The organism is Dyadobacter ginsengisoli DSM 21015 (assembly GCF_059568735.1).
This window is the reverse complement of record NZ_JCANTY010000009.1, coordinates 366290-388260: the sequence shown is the minus strand read 5'-3', so window position 1 is coordinate 388260 and position 21971 is coordinate 366290. Positions and strand designations below refer to the sequence as shown.

Annotated in this window: 18 protein-coding genes; 13 read left to right on the top strand and 5 right to left on the bottom strand. The window is 47.9% G+C overall.

Going from position 1 to position 21971, the window contains the following annotated elements; genetic code table 11:
- The 4 genes from BP71_RS30840 to BP71_RS30825 all read left to right on the top strand — a co-directional run.
- Window positions 1-3815 (top strand): FG-GAP-like repeat-containing protein (locus BP71_RS30840; protein ID WP_496385472.1); only part of this gene is annotated, 3815 nt, incomplete at its 5' end.
- A gap of 221 nt (window positions 3816-4036) precedes the next feature.
- Window positions 4037-4624, top strand: a complete 588-nt coding sequence (locus tag BP71_RS30835) for a cupin domain-containing protein (RefSeq protein WP_496385471.1) — start codon at window positions 4037-4039, stop codon at window positions 4622-4624.
- Between the two features lie 402 nt (window positions 4625-5026).
- Window positions 5027-5362: a hypothetical protein gene (locus tag BP71_RS30830; protein ID WP_496385470.1), complete on the top strand. Its 336-nt coding sequence runs from the start codon at window positions 5027-5029 to the stop codon at window positions 5360-5362.
- 110 nt (window positions 5363-5472) lie between these two features.
- Window positions 5473-6000, top strand: a complete 528-nt coding sequence (locus tag BP71_RS30825; protein ID WP_496385469.1) for a hypothetical protein — start codon at window positions 5473-5475, stop codon at window positions 5998-6000.
- A 285-nt stretch (window positions 6001-6285) separates the two neighbouring features.
- On the opposite strand, the gene BP71_RS30820 is transcribed toward BP71_RS30825, so the two are convergent.
- Window positions 6286-6786, bottom strand: a complete 501-nt coding sequence (locus BP71_RS30820; protein WP_496385468.1) for a hypothetical protein — start codon at window positions 6784-6786, stop codon at window positions 6286-6288.
- Window positions 6787-7205: 419 nt separating this feature from the next.
- Window positions 7206-8129, bottom strand: a complete 924-nt coding sequence (locus BP71_RS30815) for a methylenetetrahydrofolate reductase (protein ID WP_496385467.1) — start codon at window positions 8127-8129, stop codon at window positions 7206-7208.
- 315 nt (window positions 8130-8444) lie between these two features.
- Between BP71_RS30815 and BP71_RS30810 the strand changes: the two genes are divergently transcribed.
- Both BP71_RS30810 and BP71_RS30805 read left to right on the top strand, forming a co-directional pair.
- On the top strand, window positions 8445-9647 hold the full coding sequence (locus tag BP71_RS30810) for an SGNH/GDSL hydrolase family protein (RefSeq protein ID WP_496385466.1): 1203 nt from the start codon (window positions 8445-8447) through the stop codon (window positions 9645-9647).
- Between the two features lie 95 nt (window positions 9648-9742).
- The gene (locus tag BP71_RS30805; protein WP_496385465.1) at window positions 9743-10147 is read left to right on the top strand and encodes a hypothetical protein; all 405 of its coding nucleotides are present in this window, start codon (window positions 9743-9745) and stop codon (window positions 10145-10147) included.
- Here BP71_RS30805 and BP71_RS30800 read toward each other — a convergent pair.
- On the bottom strand, window positions 10144-10371 hold the full coding sequence (locus BP71_RS30800; protein ID WP_496385464.1) for a hypothetical protein: 228 nt from the start codon (window positions 10369-10371) through the stop codon (window positions 10144-10146). The two genes, BP71_RS30805 and BP71_RS30800, sit on opposite strands and share 4 nt — an antisense overlap.
- 153 nt (window positions 10372-10524) lie before the next feature.
- Between BP71_RS30800 and BP71_RS30795 the strand changes: the two genes are divergently transcribed.
- The 4 genes from BP71_RS30795 (at window position 10525) to BP71_RS30780 (ending at window position 15561) form a co-directional block, all read left to right on the top strand.
- On the top strand, window positions 10525-10911 hold the full coding sequence (locus tag BP71_RS30795; RefSeq protein WP_496385463.1) for a BlaI/MecI/CopY family transcriptional regulator: 387 nt from the start codon (window positions 10525-10527) through the stop codon (window positions 10909-10911).
- A gap of 12 nt (window positions 10912-10923) precedes the next feature.
- Window positions 10924-12543, top strand: coding sequence for a M56 family metallopeptidase (locus tag BP71_RS30790; protein WP_496385462.1), 1620 nt, complete (start codon window positions 10924-10926; stop codon window positions 12541-12543).
- Window positions 12544-12641: 98 nt separating this feature from the next.
- Window positions 12642-15089, top strand: a complete 2448-nt coding sequence (locus BP71_RS30785) for an outer membrane beta-barrel protein (protein ID WP_496385461.1) — start codon at window positions 12642-12644, stop codon at window positions 15087-15089.
- 55 nt (window positions 15090-15144) lie between these two features.
- Window positions 15145-15561 (top strand): hypothetical protein, encoded by a 417-nt coding sequence (locus BP71_RS30780; RefSeq protein WP_496385460.1) that lies wholly within the window; start codon window positions 15145-15147, stop codon window positions 15559-15561.
- Here BP71_RS30780 and BP71_RS30775 read toward each other — a convergent pair whose 3' ends face one another.
- Window positions 15562-16734 carry an alpha/beta hydrolase family protein gene (locus tag BP71_RS30775; RefSeq protein ID WP_496385459.1) on the bottom strand — a complete coding sequence of 391 codons (1173 nt, stop codon included), beginning with the start codon at window positions 16732-16734 and terminating at the stop codon, window positions 15562-15564.
- Window positions 16735-16931: 197 nt separating this feature from the next.
- On the opposite strand from BP71_RS30775, the gene BP71_RS30770 reads away from it, so the two are divergent.
- The 3 genes from BP71_RS30770 to BP71_RS30760 all read left to right on the top strand — a co-directional run bounded on the left by BP71_RS30770 (window position 16932) and on the right by BP71_RS30760 (window position 19553).
- A complete protein-coding gene (locus BP71_RS30770) occupies window positions 16932-17255 on the top strand; it encodes a hypothetical protein (protein WP_496385458.1) in 324 nt (107 codons plus the stop codon).
- A gap of 199 nt (window positions 17256-17454) precedes the next feature.
- Entirely contained in the window at window positions 17455-17988 is a 534-nt protein-coding gene (locus BP71_RS30765) for an RNA polymerase sigma factor (RefSeq protein WP_496385457.1), read from the top strand.
- Window positions 17988-19553, top strand: coding sequence for a hypothetical protein (locus BP71_RS30760; RefSeq protein WP_496385456.1), 1566 nt, complete (start codon window positions 17988-17990; stop codon window positions 19551-19553). Before BP71_RS30765 ends, BP71_RS30760 begins: the two co-directional genes overlap by 1 nt.
- A 149-nt stretch (window positions 19554-19702) precedes the next feature.
- Here BP71_RS30760 and BP71_RS30755 read toward each other — a convergent pair whose 3' ends face one another.
- A complete protein-coding gene (locus BP71_RS30755) occupies window positions 19703-21922 on the bottom strand; it encodes a TonB-dependent receptor family protein (protein WP_496385455.1) in 2220 nt (739 codons plus the stop codon).
- Between the last annotated feature and the right edge of the window lie 49 nt (window positions 21923-21971).

The window sequence follows — 21971 nt, the reverse complement described above, 5'->3', positions numbered from 1 at the left end:
CCTTGTCGGAAGATGAAGAGCTGAAACTGAATTTCAGTGTGCAGACCACATTGAAACAACGGTTGAGCAGCGACCGGCTGCAATTTGTGCATGAGCAGAGCGGTGTGGTTTTGAATTACGAACAATTAAAGGTTTGGGACGCCAATGGCAGGACACTGGCCGCAGCTTTTGAAAAAAATAAGGATGACTATGCGATTCATGTCCAAACAGCCGGTGCAGCATACCCCATCACCATTGACCCGATCAGCACTACGGCTGCCGCGATGACCGAAAGCAACCAGGCAAATGCCAATATGGGCTTTTCCGTAGCCAGTGCAGGGGATGTGAACGGGGATGGGTATAGTGATGTCATTGTAGGGGCCAACCTGTACGACAACGGCGAAACCGATGAAGGGGCCGCCTTCATTTACCACGGTTCCTCCACCGGGATCAGCACCACAGCCACCGGCACGCTAGAATCCAATCAGATCAATGCACAAATGGGTATTTCTGTATCCAGTGCAGGGGATGTAAACGACGATGGGTACAGCGATGTCATCGTAGGGACCTTTTTCTACAACAATGGCCAGACCGATGAAGGTGCCGCCTTTATCTATCATGGCTCCGCAACTGGTATCAATACCACTGCGGCCACCACGATAGAAAGCAACCAGGCAAACGCCAATATGGGCATTTCAGTAGCCAGTGCAGGAGATGTGAACGGGGACGGGTACAGCGATGTCATCGTAGGGGCCTATCAATATGATAATGGGGAAACCGATGAGGGTGCCGCTTTTGTCCATCACGGTTCGGCCGCAGGTATCAGTACCACCGCTGCCACAGCACTGGAACGCAACCAGGCGGGTGGACAGATGGGCATTTCCGTAGCCAGCGCGGGAGATGTAAACGGGGATGGGTACAGCGATGTCGTCGTGGGGGCCTACCTATACGCCAATGGCCAAACTGAGGAAGGGGCCGTCTTTGTTTACCACGGCTCGGCCACTGGACTGAGTATCAGTGCAGCCACCGTGATAGAAAGCGACCAGTCAGATGCACAAATGGGCAGGTCCGTAGCCGGTGCAGGGGATGTAAACGGGGATGGGTACAGCGATCTCATCGTAGGTGCCTGGCAGTACGACAATGGCGAAACCGATGAGGGGGTTGCCTTTGTTTATCACGGGTCGGCGACAGGGATCAATGCCACCTCCGTGGCAACGATAGAAAGCAACCAGGCAGGTGCAAGACTGGGCGTTTCCATAGCCTGTGCGGGTGATGTTAACGGCGATGGGTACAGTGATGTCATCGCAGGGGCTTACTTCTACGATAATGGCGAAGCCAACGAAGGGGCCGCCTTTGTCTATCACGGCTCGGCCACAGGGATTAATATCATAGCCGCCGCAACGCTGGAAAGCAACCAGGCGAATGCCAATATGGGTGTTTCTGCTGCCAGTGCCGGGGATGTAAACGGGGATGGGTACAGCGATCTCATCGCGGGCGCCCGGACCTACGACAACGGTGAAACCAATGAAGGGGCCGCCTTTACCTATCACGGCTCGGCGACTGGGGTCAATACCACCGCGGCTGCTATGGTAGAAAGCAACCAGGCAAATGCCAATATGGGCGTTTCCGTAGCCGGGGCCGGTGATGTAAACGGGGATGGTTACAGCGATGTCATCGTAGGGGCTTATCAATACGACAATGGCGAAGGCAATAGAGGGGCCGCCTTTATCTATCATGGTTCAATCACAGGGATAAGTACGACGGCCGCCGCAAAGGTAGAAAGCAACCCAGCGAATGTATATTTGGGTTTTTCCGTAGCTGGTGCCGGGGATGTAAATGGGGATGGGTATAGCGATATCATCGTGGGGGCTATGCTATACATCAATGGTGAACCCAGTGAGGGTGGTGCTTTTGTTTATCATGGCTCGGCATCGGGGATCAATACCACTGTCGCCGCTGTGCTCGAAAGCAACCAGATGTACGCGAATTTGGGCCATTCCATAGCCAGTGCAGGGGATGTAAATGGGGATGGGTATAGCGATGTGATCGTAGGAGCTTATCATTACGACAATGGCCAAACCGATGAAGGCGCTGCTTTTGTCTATCACGGTTCCGCATCAGGGATCAATACAATCGCCGCCGTCGTGCTCGAGAACAATCAGGCAAATGCAAATATGGGCTATTCGGTAGCCGGTGCGGGCGATGTAAATGCCGACGGTTACGGCGATGTCATCGTGGGTGCTTCGAAGTACCACAATGGCGAAACCGATGAGGGCGCCGCCTTTATCTATTATGGCTCAGCCACAGGGATCAGTGCCATTGCGATCACCACGATAGAAGGCAACCAGGTAAATGCAACAATGGGCGGTTCCGTTTCCGGTGCGGGCGATGTAAACGGGGATGGGTACAGCGATGTCATCGTAGGTGCTGTAAATTATGGCAATGGTGAAACCAACGAAGGCGCCGCTTTCGTCTATCATGGTTCAGCCACAGGGATCAGTACCATTGCGAGCAGCACGATAGAAAGCAACCTGGCAAACGCCAATATGGGCTTTTCAGTAGCCGGTGCAGGGGATATAAACGGGGATGGGTACAGCGATATCATCGTGGGCGCTCATTTCTACGTCAATGGCGATTCCGGTGAAGGTGCCGCTTTTCTTTATCATGGCTCTGCCACGGGGATCAATACCATCGCGACCGCCAGAGTAGAAGGCAACCAAACAGGCGCATTTATGGGCGTTTCCGTATCCAGTGCGGGCGATGTAAACGGGGATGGGTACAGCGATGTCATCGTAGGAGCTTATCGTTATCGCAACGGCCAAGCTAGTGAAGGTGCCGCATTTGTATACCATGGCAACGCGGCAACCATCAGCAACCGTAATAACCTTAATCTGTACAATGTTGATTTAAATACGCCTATCAGCAGCAGTAATTTCCCGCTTTCCAATTTTGGCACAGGGCTTTTTGCCAAATCTTTTCTGGGAAGGGATAAGGGGAAACTGGTCTGGGAAACAAAGGTTAGCTATGAGCCTTACAGTGGCACCCCCATTACCAACAGTGTCCTGTATACCTCCCAGCAAACGGGCTATACCGATCTGACGATCATGGGTACGGAGCTTAAAAGCCTGGTCGATAAACAAACCGGCAAGTACACCAAAATAAGGGCCAGGGTACATTACGATCCTGTTACTGCCGTCACCGGGCAAATGTATGGCCCATGGCGATATATACCTTCTGTGAACGCAGGTTCAACCGGGGGCGCTTTGCCGGTAGACCTGATCTCATTCAAAGTCGCCTGGCAAGCCCAGGGCCAGTCCGCGCAGGTCAAGTTTGTTACCGAGAATGAAAGCGAGATCTGCTGTTATGAAATTGAAAAAAGCGATAACGGGTTTCATTTCAATGTAATTGGTCACTTGGATGCCAGAAATTCTCCCGAGCTTCATACGTACAGTTTTATTGATCTTCATGCCAATGGCAAAAAACAATATTACCGCTTAAAGACCATTCACCATGACGGTGAGATTGACCACAGCCGGATCGTCTTATTGCAGGATAAAACCGTTACGGAAATCCTGGGATTCCCCAACCCGACCGCCGATGAATTGCAACTGCAACTCAACAAGGCATATAGCAGCATCCAGGTGCAGATTGTAGGCAGTGCGGGACGGGTGGTCAAGCAGTTTACCGCCAGCTCCGATGCCAATCAAACGATCAAAATACCAGTGAACAATTTAACCACAGGGACTTATTTATTGTATTTGCAAACCAGTGAAGTTTCAGCAAATAGGTTGTCAAACGTTGAAGAAAAGCAGGTACTGCAGTTTGTAAAGGAGTAAGTCTGGGCTTTGAAGTGAACAGGAACAGCAGCGGGTGAGCGCTGCTGTTCCTGCTTGGCATGTTCTGAATTAACATATTATTAATCAGTATTTTACCATGAATGTTAACAAAACGAGAAAGGACTAACAGGGAATTTTCTATCTGTTTTAGGCGATGATCAAATGAGCGTCATGAGTATGTTTTCCAATGGATAGCCTCTCTTCCAATACACAATTAAACTATGAACCTCTTTCAACAACCTCGTCGAAAATTTCTCAGTACAGGAATTCTGGGATTTTGCACCGCGCTTTTTACCGGGCTATCAAAAAATGGTTTTACTAAACCTGTTTCTGCTAACGACAAGGGAATTGTTGTTCATGAAGATGAGGGAATTCATATTTTGACGGGCAGGCGAAAGGTGCCGATAACGATAAAAATTTCCAAAGCCAAACAAGGTGTAGATGCTGTTTCATTTTGTGTTGAAGACCAGAGTCCTGGGCGTAAAATGCGCATTCATAAACATTTGAATAACGATGAACTTATTTTCATTCACAAGGGAGAAGGAATACTTACCCTGGATGAAGAATTTGTACACGTAAAGACCGGTGATGTTGTTTTTGTTCCAAGAGGCACATGGCACGGTCTTGACAATACCGGAAAAGAAAATCTACTGATGGTTTTTCAGTATACACCCGCTGGGTTTGAAGAGTATTTTATAGAAAATGGCACGTTAGTTGGAATGCCCGCTAAACAGAAAACTGAAGAAGAGTATTCAGTAACAGAGAAGAAGTATGGAATGGTTTATAAAGAACCCAATGCTACTAAATAGTAAGAACGCACAACATGGGGTTTACGCGGATGTTGACAAGTAGCGCTCCAAATAGCCGTTGATATTCGCACAACGAAAACTATCCACCGCCCTATATGTGCTATCCTTATCGTGGAAGTGTAAACCAAAACGTGCTACCAGTTCCGTCTAAGCTTTCCACCCAAATCTACGCAACCTTCGGTTATTACAATTAAGGAGTAGCCGAATTACCAGGTTTATAGGTTTCGAAATACATTGTCGGCGTAAACCTTGATTTGGTTGCAATAAAAGGCTCTTCGGGTGTCTTTCTGATGTACACGTGCCCTCTTCAAGGGACAATGATATGGTTAGCTCATAACTTTCGTTTCTCGTTTCTTTTTTCACCTATGAGTCAACCCGTTCAACGGCGACAACAATGTTTTCATGGATTACAAGGTTATAAGGGCTAGCAGCCTCAATGCAATTACTATTGCAGAAGAGTTGTTTCACGTATATCAGGACCGCCCCTATCCGAATGGCACTGATAATTATACAACCAAAGGAAGAATTAACATTGAATTTGAAGCAAAAGTGTGGCGCGACTTAATGATTTTGAGTATGAGTGGACCTACTGGAACTGGTCCATCGTGCTGCTCACCAGTGAATAATGTGCAAGAGCTCAACTATCTTAATTGGTTGATATCAATTTCGAATAATGGAACCAAGGGCCAAGCAACTTTGGGGGACTGCGGTGAGTCAATGGTATTACTATATGGGTGAATTTGACAACTCTTGACCTATCTATACTGGGAACATAGATGCAAGCCTTAGTCCCCAGGCAATGTTTAAGTTGTTTGATTCTTCTCCATGTACTAAAAAAGTCTTTTAATATGAAAATGTACCTTTTTTTTCTGTCCTTACTAACTCCTGTAATTGGGATTAGCCAAAAAGTCGATAAGAGAATCTTGAACACTTCGGACGGTGAAAGCTATGCCATTACAACTAATATGGATACTGGAATGTCGTTTGTTCGGAATACAAAGAATAAATTGAATTCCATTGATCTGGTTAAGGAAATTGATAAAAACAAATATGAATCTTCGATTCCCACGGGATACGTGTCGCACACGAAGGAAAGTGTGTCCCAATTTTATGAAGTATTGAAAACAGCTTTTTCGGATGCTGGAAAGCCGCTCCCTAAGAATACAATTAGCGCGATATTTTTTTACAATAAACAGGGAAAAATTAAAGAAATCGAGTTCGGAGAAAACTTGGGTGCAGAGCTGGCTATTGATGATATTGGCCTAATAGAAAGGGCTCTAAAAAAGAACTTTACATTTAGCACAGAACAGGATAAGCTTAGTGGAGAAGAGACATATCGATTGCTTTACGTTATAAGATTCGATCAAATAGATTAGGCTCTGATCACGTTTTTGGATGTTGATTCGGACTGTAAGCGTGTTTGTCGAAGGTAGCGAAGCTGTTTCACGATATTCCAGAACGGGACAACTAAGCCAGCACCAGAAGAAAAAGGCCAAATAGAGAAGGCAAGATTTCAAGAAAGCGTAGCGAAGTTCAAAGAAAAATATGACAGCTATTCAGTAGAAATGTTGACGAAAATTGTAATCAAAAAAGTATGTCCCAGAAGCACTTGAAGCGGCAAGACAATTACTAAAAGAGCGACAGCCCAATGAAAATGCCATCTAAGGGACATACATAAAAAATATTTGGCCAGCACTGAACAAGGTTTTTCGACGGATCTGCCATCCATGATCAGCTCCTTCTACATATGAGCATTTAACCATCAACCCTGAAGTATTATATTCAAAAAGACGAGCCTCATAATGCCCCTGGCCGCGTGGAGCATTGAAGTCTAGCAACCTATTTTCCCTAATTACCCTGTTTTGTTCATCATATTCGTAGGTACATTTAACAAGAGGCCCACTAAGCTTTTCTAACCGACCACTAGCATCGTATTTGGTTGCAGTGACATATTCTCGACCTTGTGCCTTTAATATGATTTGACTAATCTTCCAATCTGTGTAGACATATTGAAGTATTTCATTCCCCGGAAATGTTATTCGACTTATTCGACAGGTATCTCCATCAGATTCTGGGATAGGCTTAGGATCTGGCACCGATATTTCCTTTTTTGCTTTACATGAAATAAAAAAGATAAAGGCTATCCACAACACAACTCGCATGTTTAATCGGGGTTTGGGTAAAAAGAGGCTTCTGAAGTGAAATCACTATCTTATATTTTCTAATCGTCTCAGCAATACCGGCTTTAAAATGTTAGATAGCAGATCTAATCTCTCATTAAACGCCGGTTTTGCAACTGCTGCTGATCGACATATCGGGCAAATTCTGGCTGGAAAGGGCATCAAATTAACGTCTCACAAATCAATGTATCACGCCCGGACACGACGGAATTACTGAAAAGCTGTTTTTACAGTCGCAGGAGGTCAGGGCCGGTTCTGCCTGTATAAATCCTGGATTTCAGCGCGTGATTTGCTGGCCCTTCGATTTTTTCTTTCCTTTTTTGCGTGAGTTTCCCGGCACCAGGTCAGCGCCGGCTGTATTCAGTCGGGAATTCGGCGATTGAACCGAAAAGCATTCGTCTCTAATTAAAATACCCGCTAAGCACTTCTTTAACATTCATCAAAAGCTGTTCTGAAGCTTCAATCTCGACTTTCCGCGCCGAGACACTCTCAATGTTAAAACCGAAAGGGACATCCCTTTGATAACAGAATTCCGCCATTTCCCGGGCAATCTCAGTACTGATCTCGACTGACCTCGCTAATATGTCATGGCTCTGATGCAATTCTTCGGCCAGCCAGCCGGGAACATGGATTCCCAGCCAGTTCAAGAATTGCAGCGTTTTCGCCGAGCCGCATGGAGTAAGTGTAAAAATTAAGGTAGGCATTTCAACCTGCCGGAGCACACATTCCGCACACAAATCAGTAACCAGCTGCTTCATATAATCGGCGCTGTAAACGCACTGGGTAATAAAATACGAGCAGCCATTCACGATTTTCCCGATCAGTCTCAAATGTTCATTGTTATCCGCAGCATGGCGTTCGGCAATGGCCACTCCTCCCAATCTGCTATCCACTGCGACGTTATTCCAGAGCTCGTAAGCGTCGCTCAGGTTCATCAGCGCCTTTTCATTCCGCGACGGTAACCCCACCAGTACCAACGCATCATTGGCAGGCAGTGCCTCAAACATGTTCTTCATCGCTTCCGGATCCCGCTTTCCGACCGAACAATAAACAATTTTCGACAGCCCTGCCACGTCCAGGTACTCGTTCGCAAAAGTCCAGGCATCGATAGTCGGTGTGAAAGGAAAGGGACGCTGTCCACCATTGCGCGAGCTTTCATCCTGCAAATCATAGATCACGAGTCCGTCAACACCCAGCGCCAGGGCACGCGTGCTTTGAATATGGGCAATCTCTCTGATCCGTTCAGTTGTTTGTTCGGCCTTCGGTGGTGTTATGCCGTACAGGATTAAGCCTGATTCCCGGTTGGACAACTTCTTTGCAAACATGCGTACATCATTTTAGCTGCTGCAAAATAGATCAAAAATCTACTCACGGGATTCGGAAGTGCAAAAAAATCATTCGGCAGACGGCCGGGCGCCGGGGTAATGCTACGAGCTTCAAAGGGCAGCCTGTTTTCGAAAAAATAGCTTTGATGCAGTCAGAAAGACAACCCTAATGGATTAGCAAAAACTCCAAAATTTACTAACGAAGCACATTTTGCTCTATTTGTCATCAACCGGTAACTCACTAAGAGAATTAACTTCCATGGAAAAACTAAAAACTATCTATATTTACAAATTCTCTTAAAATAACACAATAGAATGAATATCAAAGTCTTTTTGTTTGGCTTTTTGTTACTTTGTATACCGCTTTTCCGCCAGGACTTCTTTGTCAGGCATTCCACCATTTTCCCGATCTATTTTTTTCTGTTCCCTATTGGTCTGATTATAATGCTTTGGTCGGTTTCCGGTAACCGGTTGAGTCGCCTGGCCGTATGGTTGGGCATCTTTACCATCGGTGAGGCTGCCCTGGTCGGCAGCGTTGTGTACATGGCTAACTATCAGCGCTACACCCCGTTATCGGACGGTTACTACGACTGGGTCCGGGGACAATATGGCTTTTTTAGAAGTACCACTAACTTCAATAGTGATCTATCCCGGTACGACTCCTTACTCACCTACCGCTTTCGATCCAATATTACCGGAAGGTTTACCAATCCTGAATTTGATGTGGAAATTAAAACGAACTCGCTTGGTGTGCGCGATGACGAAGCGAGCCTCCGGTATCCGGCTGTGGTAGTTTTAGGTGATTCCCACGGAATGGGTTGGGGTGTTGAGCAAGACGAACGACTCTCGGAGGTGCTCGAAAAACAACTTCAGGTAAACGTTCTTAACACTGCTATTACTTCTTACGGCACGCACCGGGAGACCAAGCTCCTCAGCGAAGTTGATCTCGACTCCTGCAAAATGCTCGTCATACAATACTGTTATAACGATCTCGAGGAAAATAAAGCCAATTTGACGGAGACTCAAAAGCCCGGAATTGATGCGTTCGGGTTCGGAGTGGCGGAGAAAGAGAACATAATCAATAAAACTTATTTCCCGTTTAAAGGTTTGTTTCTTAGCCTTCGCTGGCTGATAGTAAGCGGAATCAAAAGCGCCGTTCAACCCGCTTCCAAAGCGCCCGTTCAGCAGGTTGCCGCTTCTCCGGTCGTCGAGTCAGAACATGCCGTAAACTTTTTCCCCTACCTGAAAAGGATACGCGAGCGCTACCAGGGACCGATTGTAGTTTTTGACCTGGGCACCTACAATTATCCCATCGTCAATGAATTGCAGGCGTATCAGGCTGTCCATCCACTGACCGGTGTTTACTTTATCAATGTACACCTCTTGCTAAGCCGACAGGATTACTTCACCATTGATGACCACATCAACGCCCGCGGGCATGCTAAAATTGGGACCGCGTTGGCCGACCTCGCTGAGAAAAGGCATTGGCTGAAGCAAACTCTGAACCAGACGGATTAATCGCCATTAAATCAACCAAGAATCCGTTCACTAACTGTTTCTTGGCGCTTCGGGGATGTCGGTGCAACTTGCACTCCGGTAAAACCTTTTAGCACATGGAAACGCTCACACTCTATACAGTCATCGCTCTTTCGGCCACGGCTGCCCTGTTTATAATCGGCACGAAATGGGCCCTGGTTGCCGAACACAGGAAACTGAGGCAGGTATTAAAAAACGGACGGGAATTTGAAGCGGTAATCGTGGAAGCTCGCCCGGTCAGGCCGTCTGTGCTGCGTCCTGAAAATGTAAGGCTGAAAATTCAGCTTTTAGCTGAAAAATCTGTCGAAATCCAATTCGACTACGATGCCTCGTACCCAGAATGGCGCGAACTCGCGATTGGTAAAATTATCAGTGTGGATGTCGATCCGGCGAATCACCGGGTTGTACTCGTCACCCGCAAGTCATCACGATTCAATCCGGTATCTGTAGGAATGGCAAACAGCAGGCTGTTAGCGGCTTAAAGGATCACCATAATATCCGGATTAGGCCGATCTTTCTTTTCAAGGTATTCCCACGACACAATGTCTTCTTCCGGATAGATATTCCCCGTATCCTCCGGTCCTTCGTCCCCGATCGCCTCAATAAATGCTTTCGAGGCCCTCTTGTAAATCCCCTCACGCGGAACTCCATTCATATCGGTAAACAATACCAGTGTCTGATCCTCGGGCAACTTTTTATTTTTCATGATTTTCAAGTGCTTTTGTAATACAAAGGAAAGCAAGACTTTTTCCTTTTCTAACAGCCTTCAAAATTTATGCCCGTCTATCAATTTTCGTACATAATATTTGTATCGTACGATTTAAATCGTACCTTTGAAAAGTACTCAATCTGATTACGTATGAACCCCGAAAAATCCGAGCCCACCAAGGCTGAAATCGATATCCTTTCCATTCTTTGGAAACATGGCCCTTCCACCGTCCGCTTTGTACATGGAAAACTTAACGCGATCAAGGAAGTGAATTACACCACGACCCTCAAGCAAATGCAACTGATGGCTGAAAAGGGGATGCTGAAACGCGACGAAAGTAACATGAAGCATGTGTATGAAGCTGTTGAAGAAGAGCAAAAAACCAAGGGTCTTCTGCTCAATCGTTTCGTAGATCACCTCTATGGCGGCTCAGCAAGCAACCTGGTCATGCAATTGCTCGATAACAAAAAGGCATCCAGGGCCGAACTCGACGAAATCCGCGCGGTACTGGATCAGTTGGATAAAGAAAACCCCTAAACCAAACCAGCCATGAAACACTTCCTGCATTCCGAAACGGTCGCGGCACTCGTTCAAAAAATTGGTATTATGCTTCTGCATTCATTATGGATCGGCGTCGTGGCTGCGCTTCTGGCAGCTGTAATTGTGGTCTCAACGCATGCCAGCAGGCCGGAAGTCCGGTACAATCTCCTGACCGGTCTGATACTCCTCTTCCTACTGGTGACAGGCTCCGCATTCTTTCTTTCCGGCCAATTGTGGTCACCGTCTTCTGGCTCCGCCACAGCCGTGTTTTTAAACAATTCGGGTGTGGATGCAGAATATTTCAGGCAAACACCGCCTCAGCAAGACGATATCCTTGGTGAAGTAAGCGGTTTCCTGGTCGGGAAAATCCGGATCATTACACTGTTTTGGTTTTTGGTCGTCACAGTCAAGTTTGGCGGACTATTATTGGGGCTTTATCGGGTATACCAACTAAAAACACAGCAGCTTTACAGTATCGGGCCGGACTGGGATCAGCGCTTGGCCACCTTTGCCCGTGCAATGGGAATTACACAATCTGTCCGGATATTCCAATCAGGATTGGTAAAGATCCCGACAGTTCTCGGACATTTCAGGCCTGTCATATTGGTGCCACTAGGTGTAATCACTTCCATTCCGGTGGACCAGATCGAAATGGTGTTACTGCACGAACTCGCGCACATCCGGCGCTTCGATTTCTTCGTCAATTTCTTGCAACGGCTCACCGAACTGCTCTTTTTCTTCAACCCGGGTATTCTATGGATTTCAAAACTGATCCGGGATGAACGTGAAAACTGTTGCGATGATATGGCATTGCGCTATTCCGGAAACAAGTCCGTCTACATCCAGGCACTTCTCTCGTTTCGGGAACACCAGCTCAGTGAAAACGTATATCAATTAGCGTTTACAGGGAAAGGTGGTTTGGTACAACGTGCCAAAAGGATTGCCTCCCGTTCCAACACTACACTGGGTGCTGCTGAGAAAACCGTATTGCTGGTAACACTGCTCGCATTTTTCACGCTCTCCGTGATGTTCGCGCAAACCCATGCACCGCAGGTCGGTGTCGGGCGTACAAGTGGCGCTGTCATACAGCAAAAACCTGGCCCAAAACGCCCGGTACGGAAAGCCAATTCATCCATTGAAATCACTGACAAAAAGCCGATTACAAAAAATAACGAAAAACAACCCGTGGTTGCTCCTGCGAAATCGCCGGGCTCTTCCACGAAACCGGTACTTCCTGACACGCTAGGACCATTGCAACGATCCCTATCCCCGATCTACCAGTCTACATACCCGCATGCCACCGATTCGTCGGGCATTGGGCGACAATCTTCTCTATTGCAAAGCGGTTATGTGAAAAACTATAACACGCAACTTTTGCACACGTATCAGCCGTTGCAGATAGCCCGGCCGTTCCGTGTAAAACCACTCCCTATTACAGAGAAAATACTGACCGAAATAGAGCGGCAGGGCATATCGATTTCCAGAGGCAATATCGACTTCAAAATCACCAACGAGGAACTGATTATCAACGGAATAAAACAACCCAACGCAGTACATCAGGGCATACTAGACGCAGTATTGAACAACCCGGACGACGTCATCGACTTCACATACGGAAGCCACAAATAGTCGATTCGACAAATATTAGCCTTAAACACTTACGGAAGTAAGCAGGCATAAGTATGCCCATTAGTCACGAAAAATAGGATACTCTTAAAATCACGTTCATGAAGATTTCTGTTCGGGTGAAATTCACCCTGAGGATCGCCGTTGTCCTGCTGGCAACGTTGGGACATGCATATGCCCAGATAAAAGGAAAAGTGGTAACGCCGGATCAAAAACCTATCGAAGGCGCCGTCATATCAATGCTCGCCGCCACCGACTCTAGTCTTGTCAAAACCGAGGTGGCCGGGCGGGATGGGACATTCCTACTCGCCAAGCCAAAAACCGGCGGCTACCTCATCTCAGTTACGATGATGGGTTTCCGGAATTTCGTGAGCCATAAAATAGACATCACCGACGTTGCTCAGAAAGTCGATCTGGGGCAAATCACATTACAACCGGCCGATGTCAGGCTCAATGAGGTCGGGGTCACGGCTCAGAAGAATTTTATCGAATACGAAATCGACCGGACGGTGATCCATGTCGACGCACTGATCTCCAATGCCGGTGCCAATGTACTGGAAGTGCTCGAAAAATCGCCCGGGATAATGGTCGACCAAAACGGCAATATCAGCCTGAAAGGACAATCGGGTGTGCTTGTCATGATCGATAACCGGCCGACCTACCTTTCAGCCTCCGCTTTGGCAGCCTATCTGCGCTCCCTGCCCTCCAATTCAGTCGAAAAGATCGAACTAATCTCCAACCCTCCTGCGCGTTACGACGCTGCCGGAAGTGCAGGGATCATCAATATCAAAACCCGTAAAACGAAAATCCGGGGTTTCAGCGGAAGCATGACCGTCGGCCCCGCGCGTTCCCGCTACTGGCGGCACAATGAAAACGCCAATTTGAACTATCGGAATAACAGGTTCAATTTTTTCAACAATGTCAGTTTCAACAGCCAGGATCAATGGCGCCGACTCGACATCCAGCGCCGCTATTATGACGAAAACGAAACGTTCCTTTCCATTTTTGACCAGACAACCTATTTCTATCCCAGAAACAGTACCGTCAACCTGAAAACCGGTATCGACTTTTACGCGAATGAAAAAACTACCTGGGGTTTCGTATTCACAGGTGCCTACTCCCATTCCACTGAAAAACGGCCCGTCAACAGCACGATGCGCAATGCATCCGGCGTGATCGATTCACTGATCCGTGCCGACAACAGCGACAGGAACCGGTTTGCTCAGAACGGCATCAACCTCAATTTCAGCCATCAATACGACAGCACAGGCAGGTTGGTAACATTTGACATCGACCATATCCGCTACCAGATCAATGCACGGCAGGTATTCCTGAATGACTTTCTCAACGCCGATCAAAGTCCCGGAAAACAGGAGAAAATCACTACCGACCTGCCTTCGACTATCCGCATTTACTCCGCCAAAACAGATTGTGAAAATCCCGTCAGAAAGGGCAAGTTCGCTACCGGCATAAAAACCAGTCTCGTCCGGACCGACAATGCGGCTAACTATTTCCTGCACGAAGGCACAACTGTTTCCATTGACTACGACAAATCCAACCGCTTCCGGTATACCGAAAACATCAATGCGGCCTATCTGAATTTCAACCGGGATTTTGACCGGCTGTCGGTACAAAGCGGCCTCCGTGCAGAAAACACAAACGGATACGGACACCAGCTGGGCAACGCCTTGAAACCGGATTCCTCTTTTTCACTGCACTATACCAACCTATTCCCAACCTTTTACCTCAGCTACAAGCTCGACAGCAGCCAAACCCGCCTGAACTTTTCGTATGGGCGCAGGATCGGACGTCCGTATTATCAGGACCTCAACCCTTTCATTTTCTTACTCGATAAATTCTCCTATTTCGCCGGGAATCCCTACCTGAAACCTGAGTTGGGTAATAAATTACAGCTTTCACTGAACTATAAAAGCCGTTTCAACCTCTCATTGCTATACAATTACACCCGGGACATGCACGGAGAGGTGATCGAACAAGCCGGAAATATTTTCATCAGCAAAACCGGGAATATCAGCAGACTGATCTGGGGTGGTATCACTTTGTCCGCGCAGCTCAAAGCGGGCAACTGGTGGACCTGTAACTTCTACGCAGAACTGATCCGCAACAACTTCCGCGGCATGCCGGGCGATGCAAGGCGCACCACAGGTTCTACATATGGCTACATCAGTCCAAATAACCAATTCCTTTTCAAAAAAGGTTGGAGCGCCGAGTTAAGCGGGTTTTACATCACCAAAAGCCAGAGTGCCCAGTTTGACAAAGATGATCTCTTCCTGGTCAATGCGGCCGTTCAGAAAAAGATCATGAAGGACAAAGGCATCGTCAAACTCTCGTTGCGTGACATTTTCAGCTCGCTGGAGCCAAATGGACGGATCCTGAATATCCCCAATGCCCAGGCATCCTACTTTAACGACGCAGATACCCGTGTCTTTGTCGCTTCGTTCACCTGGAATTTCAGCAAGGGCACAGGTAACAAAGGACGCAGAAACATTGGCGGATCAGGTAGTGAGGAACAACGTGTAAAGAATTAGGCATTGCTAAATTACTTGTAATCAAGTAGTTTTACATAAACTAATAAGCCACAACATGAAACTGTATCACCTGATGCTTGGCTGCTCTCTGATACTGGCAGAAAATGCCCAGGGCCAACGTGCTGCACTATTCTACCGCAGCGCTGACATCGATGCCATGCGACCAGACAGTACCATACGAGACATATGGCCACAAAAGTTTGGCAAGTATATGCGCGTCAAATACAAAACAGGTATCAAAACAAAGGTACCCAAAGACGCTGTTTGGGGTTACCGGAACAGGAAAGGAAAACTCTTCCGGATCTACAAAGGTCAACCTTACCAGGTTGTCAAAAACGGGCAGTACGTCAAGTATTACTACCAAGACTTTATCTATATAGAACCAGCGCTTGTTTCCAATCTCGAGGCCCGATACAGCACCACGCTCGATTCTCCGATCGTTTTCACCAAGAGGAAGGCCCGGCGCAAATAATTATAATTTCTTCGCAAACCGGATAAAATTGGTCCAGTCATAAGCCGTCATATTGTGTTCACCTTCCCGGTTATGGTAGCCGAAATGCGACCCGATTATAGGCTCATCAATCCCCGGCGGGTCCTTGGGCAGGCCTGAACGGATTTTATACAAGGCATACACCGGCTCAGCCGCTTTCAATGCCAAAAACGTACCTTTGGGATCTGCCCAAAGATCCTTCGACGCATTCGTAGCGTACACCGGCCGTGGGGCGATCAATGCAATGAGCATATGCTGATCGACAGGCAATGCATTTTCCTTGTCGTTGTATTTTTTATAATTATTGTTAAACCAATGCGGGAACGTCGTGTTGATCCGGCTGATCCGCTCCCCGAATTGCCGCCGCGCTAACGCGGCGCCGGTATTGCCTGAACAGTTGGTGACACAGGCCGCAAATCGTTGGTCCTGCGCTGCTGCCCAAAGAGACGTTTTGCCTCCCCGTGAATGCCCTACCACGATCACTTTTTTGGCATCGATGTCCTTATCTGTCTCAAAGTAATCCATCACCCGGCTTGCTCCCCAAGCCCAGGCGCCGATGGCCTTCATGCCATTATCCTTTTTGAGCTGTTCAGGATACAGCTTTTGCAGCACGCCCGACATGTAGGTATCCTTGTTGTCGGGCGCGAGATCACTCACATGAAACGCCGCAATGGCAAACCCGCTGTCGATCACCATTTCCGCAGGCCAGAACTCGCTCTTTTTAGCACGGGTAGGGTCGGTGTTCTCCTTGCCCCGGTTGTTAATGAGCAGGAATACCGGTGCGGGCTTGCGCGCCTGCGTGGGCACAAAAAGCACGACGTGGATCGGAACGGATTGTCGGTTCCTGAACACCGTCACAACCACTTGCTTCAATGTTGCCTTGCCGCCCATCACAGGTTGATCCTCCTGGGTGAGCATATACCGGATACTATCATAGTCCGTGGGCATTTGTCCGTACACATGTTCCTCAAAAAGCCTCAACACCTCAGGCCTCCGCTCCTTTTCCCACGCTTTTTTGTCTCTCACCGTTTTCCCGCCCGACATCTTCAATACCTCCGGTAAGTGATAGGCCGGGACTTTGGCCTCATCGTAGTTCTGGGCAAACGTCTTTTGAAAACCGATCAGCAACAGGCAGGCAATGATTAATCTTTTCATGTAGCAAACACTTCAGAAGTTAAATCTCCATCCCAAAACGCTGCAAAACAGGATTTTTACTTAGCATGAAACCTGGCCACGAAATCACCTGCTATTTTTTTTGGCATTCACCCAACCTCGCACCCATCTCTTGTAGTTTATTTTATTGGAAGCGCTTCTCCTGGTTTATATCATTTCAAATTTAAACACCAATGGTCATGAGAACCGAAAAATGGTTGGTATTGTGTTTTGTATTACTGCTCGTTCAGCTCGTTGCCTGCGAGCGTAGCCAATTGGAAGAGAATGCGCCGGCGCCTGTTTCCGCACGGACAAATGCGGACAGCATTGATGTAGACAGTATAAAAACGGATACCATCAAGATCGACAGCATCAAGATTGACAGTGTGAAGATTGACAGTGTGAAGATTGACACCATCAAGACGGGTCCTATTCCTGTAGACAGTGTAAAATCAGGTGGCACTAACGTGGGGGACAGCATTAAGGTCGACAGCACTAAGGCATGGAAACTTAAACATCGATGATCATGAAAACAGAAAAATAGTTTGCCTGCTTTAATGACAACCTATTCAAAAGGCTTGTTCATGCGAACCGGAAATACAACCGGACATTTGACCAGCCATACGGAACGTGGTTACCAAAAAAGCAATGTAAACGTTTCATTACAATAACACCCTTCATGACCGGCCACTGGCAACGGCCGGTCATGCATAAAAGTGCGAATTGAACCAATTAGATAAGATACTGGAAGGTTGCAGGCGGCAGGAGCGCCAAAGTCAGGAAAAATTGTACCGGCAATTTTACCCTGTCTTGTTTGCTTTGTGCAAAAACTTTTTTGACGACAAACACGACATCCTGACGGCCGTGAACAACGGGATGTTGAAAGTATTTGCAAACATCGACCAATATGACTCCACCAAAGGCGAATTTTTCAACTGGATGTATACGACCGTTCGAAACGCAGCCCTCACATTGCTTCGCGACCGGAAAACACAGGCATTCGATTACGTGGAGATCGAAGACAACATGGGTTTTGTATCCTGTGAAAGTCCATTTGAGCAGCTTCCGGGTAACGACATGCATGTGTATCTGATGCAACTACCCGTTGCCACGCGCAGAATTTGCAGCTTGTATTATCTGGATGGGTTCTCGGTGAAGGAAATTGCTGAAATGCTGGCTATCAGTGACGGTACCGTCAAATGGCATCTAAGCGAGAGCAGAAACAGGTTGAAAGTAATTTTTGAAAGCCCTCTTTGATGAACAGGAAAAACAAACATCTCAACAAGTATCTCTATGGCTCGCTTCCCGACCCGGAAGTGCCGACGGACGATGCATGGGCAGATATGAACGGCATGTTGGATTCGTCGGCAGCAACCGAACGCCATTCCCACCCGGACGGCTTCTTCCGGACATGGAAGTCTATCCTGAAATTCAAGATGGTACTGGTGACCGTTTCTATTGTTACCATCACAGCGGCCGTTGTTTTATGGACATTTGTTAAAAGGTCAGATGAGGCAAAACGTAATAAAATGACCGTACAACCTTCGGTTTACGAAAAGAAAACCCCGCACAAAACATTCAGCGAACTCTCGGAACCGCTACCGCACAACGAGACATTGTCACAAAGTTCAGAGTCTTCTAACTCGGGACCACGCTCCGGTTCGAGAAAAGCGGTCTTTGAAAACGCAGCGAAAACAACCGATGATCGCAGTCACGCAGCTAGCCTCAAAAAAACCGACACGGCAACCATAACGAGTCATTCCGGTAGCATAGCAGCCACGAAGCCAGGTTCCCGAAGCCTTGCAAGGAACAATACATCGCGTTTGGAAGAGACGACTACCGAGGCACCTGCAAGCCGGAGGAAAACGACTTCAAACCCAGGGAGCCTCGGGGAAAGCGACAGGAGCGTCCGGAGACGTATTCAACCGGAAAGCTTCATTCAAAGCCCCCAAGACTTAAAAGGCGGTAACACACAATCCCGTTTCGCCGGAAATGCCAGTGCGACATCTGTTAGCCATGAAAAAAACGATGTTCCATTGGGCTCCGACAATTTCATAAACAGCCTTCTATCCATGCCCGGTCATTTTGAAAGCGACCAACGCAATCTGACTGCCCGGATCAAGGCACCCGCAACCGAATCTTCTGTGCAACAAGCTACAAAACCTGACAGGGTCTTGCATCAAGGCATCCATTTTGGGCCGGAATGGTCGGCGAGCGGTATCGACCCCAACTCTCCCTACCTATTCGCGGGGGCCGACAGCGTCAGCCGCCCCGCCCGGGCAGCCATCCCGGGGTTATTTTTGACAAAAACCTGGAACAGGCACGGGGTCACTTTCACATTTCTGCCGGTGCAGTCCTATTTCGGCGATAACAAACGAATCAAACGCCAAACGGAAACCATACGGCAAGCCGACTCCTCTTTCACAGATATTCATTACAACGTGAATTTCATCAAAGCAACGGGAATGAATTTTTCCTTGCAATATCAGTATGTGGCAGCAAAGTGGTTTTCGCTCAATGCCGGCATTTCATATGCCAGATTTTCCAACGCACTGATTCGGAAAGAAACAGAAGACAGCACCGGTCGGCTTACTCAGGGGCCATTGGTTACGGTGAAGAAATCTGGTGCTATGGAAGGGTACGTCCATCCGCGCCAATGGGCGCTGAAAGCCGGAGTAATAGTTCATCCACGCATTGCATTCAACAGTCGCATTCCGGTAGGATTGAATGTCATCCTGCCTGTCAGCAACTTATCGAAAGACACGGCATTCGATGTAAAAATGATCAACTGGCAAATTTATTTACGTTTCCTGATCCGATAGCACCAAAAAAGCCGGGCTCCGGGAGAGCTTCCTGTCGAAGGAAGCTCTCCCGGAGCCCATCATCATCTTTGCTATAAACAAAAGTGGCTTCCGCGACCAGTGCTTCCTTTCCTCCCTCTGACCACTTTCGTCCACGAGCGGCCAAAGCACTAAATCTTTATCCCAAACGAGACACCAATGTTCCGGCCATCGGAACTCCATACGCCTGCGCCGGGGTACATGGTCGGACGTTTAGTGAAATATTGCTTATCGGTGATATTATTGACACCGAAACGGAGCTTGTAGTGTTGTCCGAGCTGCAGCGTGGCATTCAGGTCGAGCAGGCCGTAACCCGGCACTTCACCGATCGTGCCGTTCGCCGAGGGTTCTACGGTGTTGAGCGGGTTTGCAAAGTTGGAGCTCACATAGCTGTACTGTGCCGTGACCGACAGTTTTTTGTATTGAAACTGAATCCCATTCCTCGAAATCCACGCAGGCACCCCCTCTACCCTGTTTCCGGCTACGCTTTTATTCTCATTATCCTGCACAGCGGTTCCCCGCACATACTTCGCATCAAAATAGGAGGTGGAGGTAAAAAAGGAAAGCTCTGTTGAAGGTACAACGCCCTTGTACTGCCTGAATACAGTGTATTCCAGATAGGCTTCCAAGCCGCGCGTTTTGCTGTCGCCGGTGGTGGTCCGGTACAAATATGCAGTTCCATTCTCATCCTTCATCGAAACAGTTCCCATCCGATGGTTGATCATCGCCTGGAACAGGCCTATGTCGTATTTCAGTACTTCGTTGATATTACCGCTTATCCCCGCTTCCAGGTTGTAGCCGTAAGCATCTTTCAGGTTCTTATCCACGCGTTCCAGTACAGAAGCCGGGATAATGTCTTTGAAGACCACAGGACGATAAGCTTGTGAGAATCCCGCATAGGCTCGGCCATTCTTACCCAAGCGATATTGTGAACTGATCCCGAAGAGCGGAAAACTGTGTTTAATGGTGTTAGGAAGATTCTGGGGATCATAATAACTGATCTTGCCGGCCATATCCGTAGAGCCCTTTTCTATCCTTACACCCGGTGATAGACTCAGCCTGGGCGTGATGAAAATGAGGTTTTCCACAAACAACGCGATGTTATCCGTAGTCATGTACATATCTCGGCCAAATTGCGGATCGGTAAGCGACAGATCAAAATCGCTGCCTGTGGTCCCTTTACCCTGCTGGCGGCGACGTAGTTTGTTGTGCATATACTGAATCCCTCCCGAAACCACATTCCTGAAACCGGCCACATCATATTGATGCATGAAACGAAGCTCCGAAGTAAGGCTTTTAAAATTGTCGATATCTACCTGACGTGCGCGATATGCGTTCGTCACGCGGCTGATCGTATCCGGTACATTGGCGAATGCATCAAACAGTACGCTGTTCCGCGCCCCATAGACGCCCGATGTGGTCAGTTTCAACTGCGTCGAAGGATTGATTTTCCAGTCGATCACAATGGAAGGCACGTAAATGTCCGGATTGAAATAGTTCCTGGAACGGGTCGACTGCCGCGGGTCTTCCCTAAACATCGCATCCGTCAACGGTCCGGGGATCTGATACACATATTCCGAACGCCCCAGCTCCGCTTTGATACGGAGTGATTTGCTGAATTCGTACAACAGGCTTACGTATTGCGACTGCGCGTCAGATTTCGCGTTCTTACGGTAACCGTCCGAATGCCGTTTCTGATAGTAAGCCGAATAAGTGAGCTTACCCACTTTTCCGCCAATCGCGTTATAGGAACTGAAAAGCCCGAAAGATCCTGCGGAATTGATGGTTTCGAAGGTAAATGCCCTGGTAGTGTCCGGCGTCTTGGTTACGTAATTGATCATCCCTCCAAACTGCGCACCGTATTGCAATGACGAGGTTCCTCTCACGAGCTCCACCCGCTGAATAGATTCCATCGCCGGGCTATAGTGGCTCGCCGGATAGCCGTACATGTCCGAGTTCGTGATGATGCCGTTCTGCCGGATGTTGTATTCCCACGACCGGTGCGGGTCGAGGCCACGGGTCGAAATGTTGATCTGGTTGCCGCTGCCGTCCATGTCATACACAAACACGCCGGGTATTTTGGCAAAAATATGCCGGCCGGTCTTCTCAGCTATATTGCCATTCACACCGTCGATCTGGATTACTTCGCTCTTTTTACCGGCAGTAATGTAGGTGTTATGGACATCCGGAAGCCTTTCAGTATGTATGGTATTCCTGCGTTCGCCCACTGTCACTTCATGGAGGTCAAATACTTTGTCGTAATCTATCTTTTTTTCAGGTTTATCTGTTTGTGCATGGGCAACATGAAGAAGGGCGGAGCAAATGATTGTGGTTGTAAATAGGTGTTTCATCAGGCATTTGTAAATACGGGGACTATTTTGATAACAGGAAGAAATTGCA

Coding starts and splice junctions, on each gene's coding strand:
- BP71_RS30835 (WP_496385471.1), top strand. CDS start 4,037: ATGAACCTCTTTCAACAACCTCGTCGAAAATTTCTCAGTACAGGAATT.
- BP71_RS30830 (WP_496385470.1), top strand. CDS start 5,027: ATGGATTACAAGGTTATAAGGGCTAGCAGCCTCAATGCAATTACTATT.
- BP71_RS30825 (WP_496385469.1), top strand. CDS start 5,473: ATGAAAATGTACCTTTTTTTTCTGTCCTTACTAACTCCTGTAATTGGG.
- BP71_RS30820 (WP_496385468.1), bottom strand. CDS start 6,786: ATGCGAGTTGTGTTGTGGATAGCCTTTATCTTTTTTATTTCATGTAAA.
- BP71_RS30815 (WP_496385467.1), bottom strand. CDS start 8,129: ATGTTTGCAAAGAAGTTGTCCAACCGGGAATCAGGCTTAATCCTGTAC.
- BP71_RS30810 (WP_496385466.1), top strand. CDS start 8,445: ATGAATATCAAAGTCTTTTTGTTTGGCTTTTTGTTACTTTGTATACCG.
- BP71_RS30805 (WP_496385465.1), top strand. CDS start 9,743: ATGGAAACGCTCACACTCTATACAGTCATCGCTCTTTCGGCCACGGCT.
- BP71_RS30800 (WP_496385464.1), bottom strand. CDS start 10,371: ATGAAAAATAAAAAGTTGCCCGAGGATCAGACACTGGTATTGTTTACC.
- BP71_RS30795 (WP_496385463.1), top strand. CDS start 10,525: ATGAACCCCGAAAAATCCGAGCCCACCAAGGCTGAAATCGATATCCTT.
- BP71_RS30790 (WP_496385462.1), top strand. CDS start 10,924: ATGAAACACTTCCTGCATTCCGAAACGGTCGCGGCACTCGTTCAAAAA.
- BP71_RS30785 (WP_496385461.1), top strand. CDS start 12,642: ATGAAGATTTCTGTTCGGGTGAAATTCACCCTGAGGATCGCCGTTGTC.
- BP71_RS30780 (WP_496385460.1), top strand. CDS start 15,145: ATGAAACTGTATCACCTGATGCTTGGCTGCTCTCTGATACTGGCAGAA.
- BP71_RS30775 (WP_496385459.1), bottom strand. CDS start 16,734: ATGAAAAGATTAATCATTGCCTGCCTGTTGCTGATCGGTTTTCAAAAG.
- BP71_RS30770 (WP_496385458.1), top strand. CDS start 16,932: ATGAGAACCGAAAAATGGTTGGTATTGTGTTTTGTATTACTGCTCGTT.
- BP71_RS30760 (WP_496385456.1), top strand. CDS start 17,988: ATGAACAGGAAAAACAAACATCTCAACAAGTATCTCTATGGCTCGCTT.
- BP71_RS30755 (WP_496385455.1), bottom strand. CDS start 21,922: ATGAAACACCTATTTACAACCACAATCATTTGCTCCGCCCTTCTTCAT.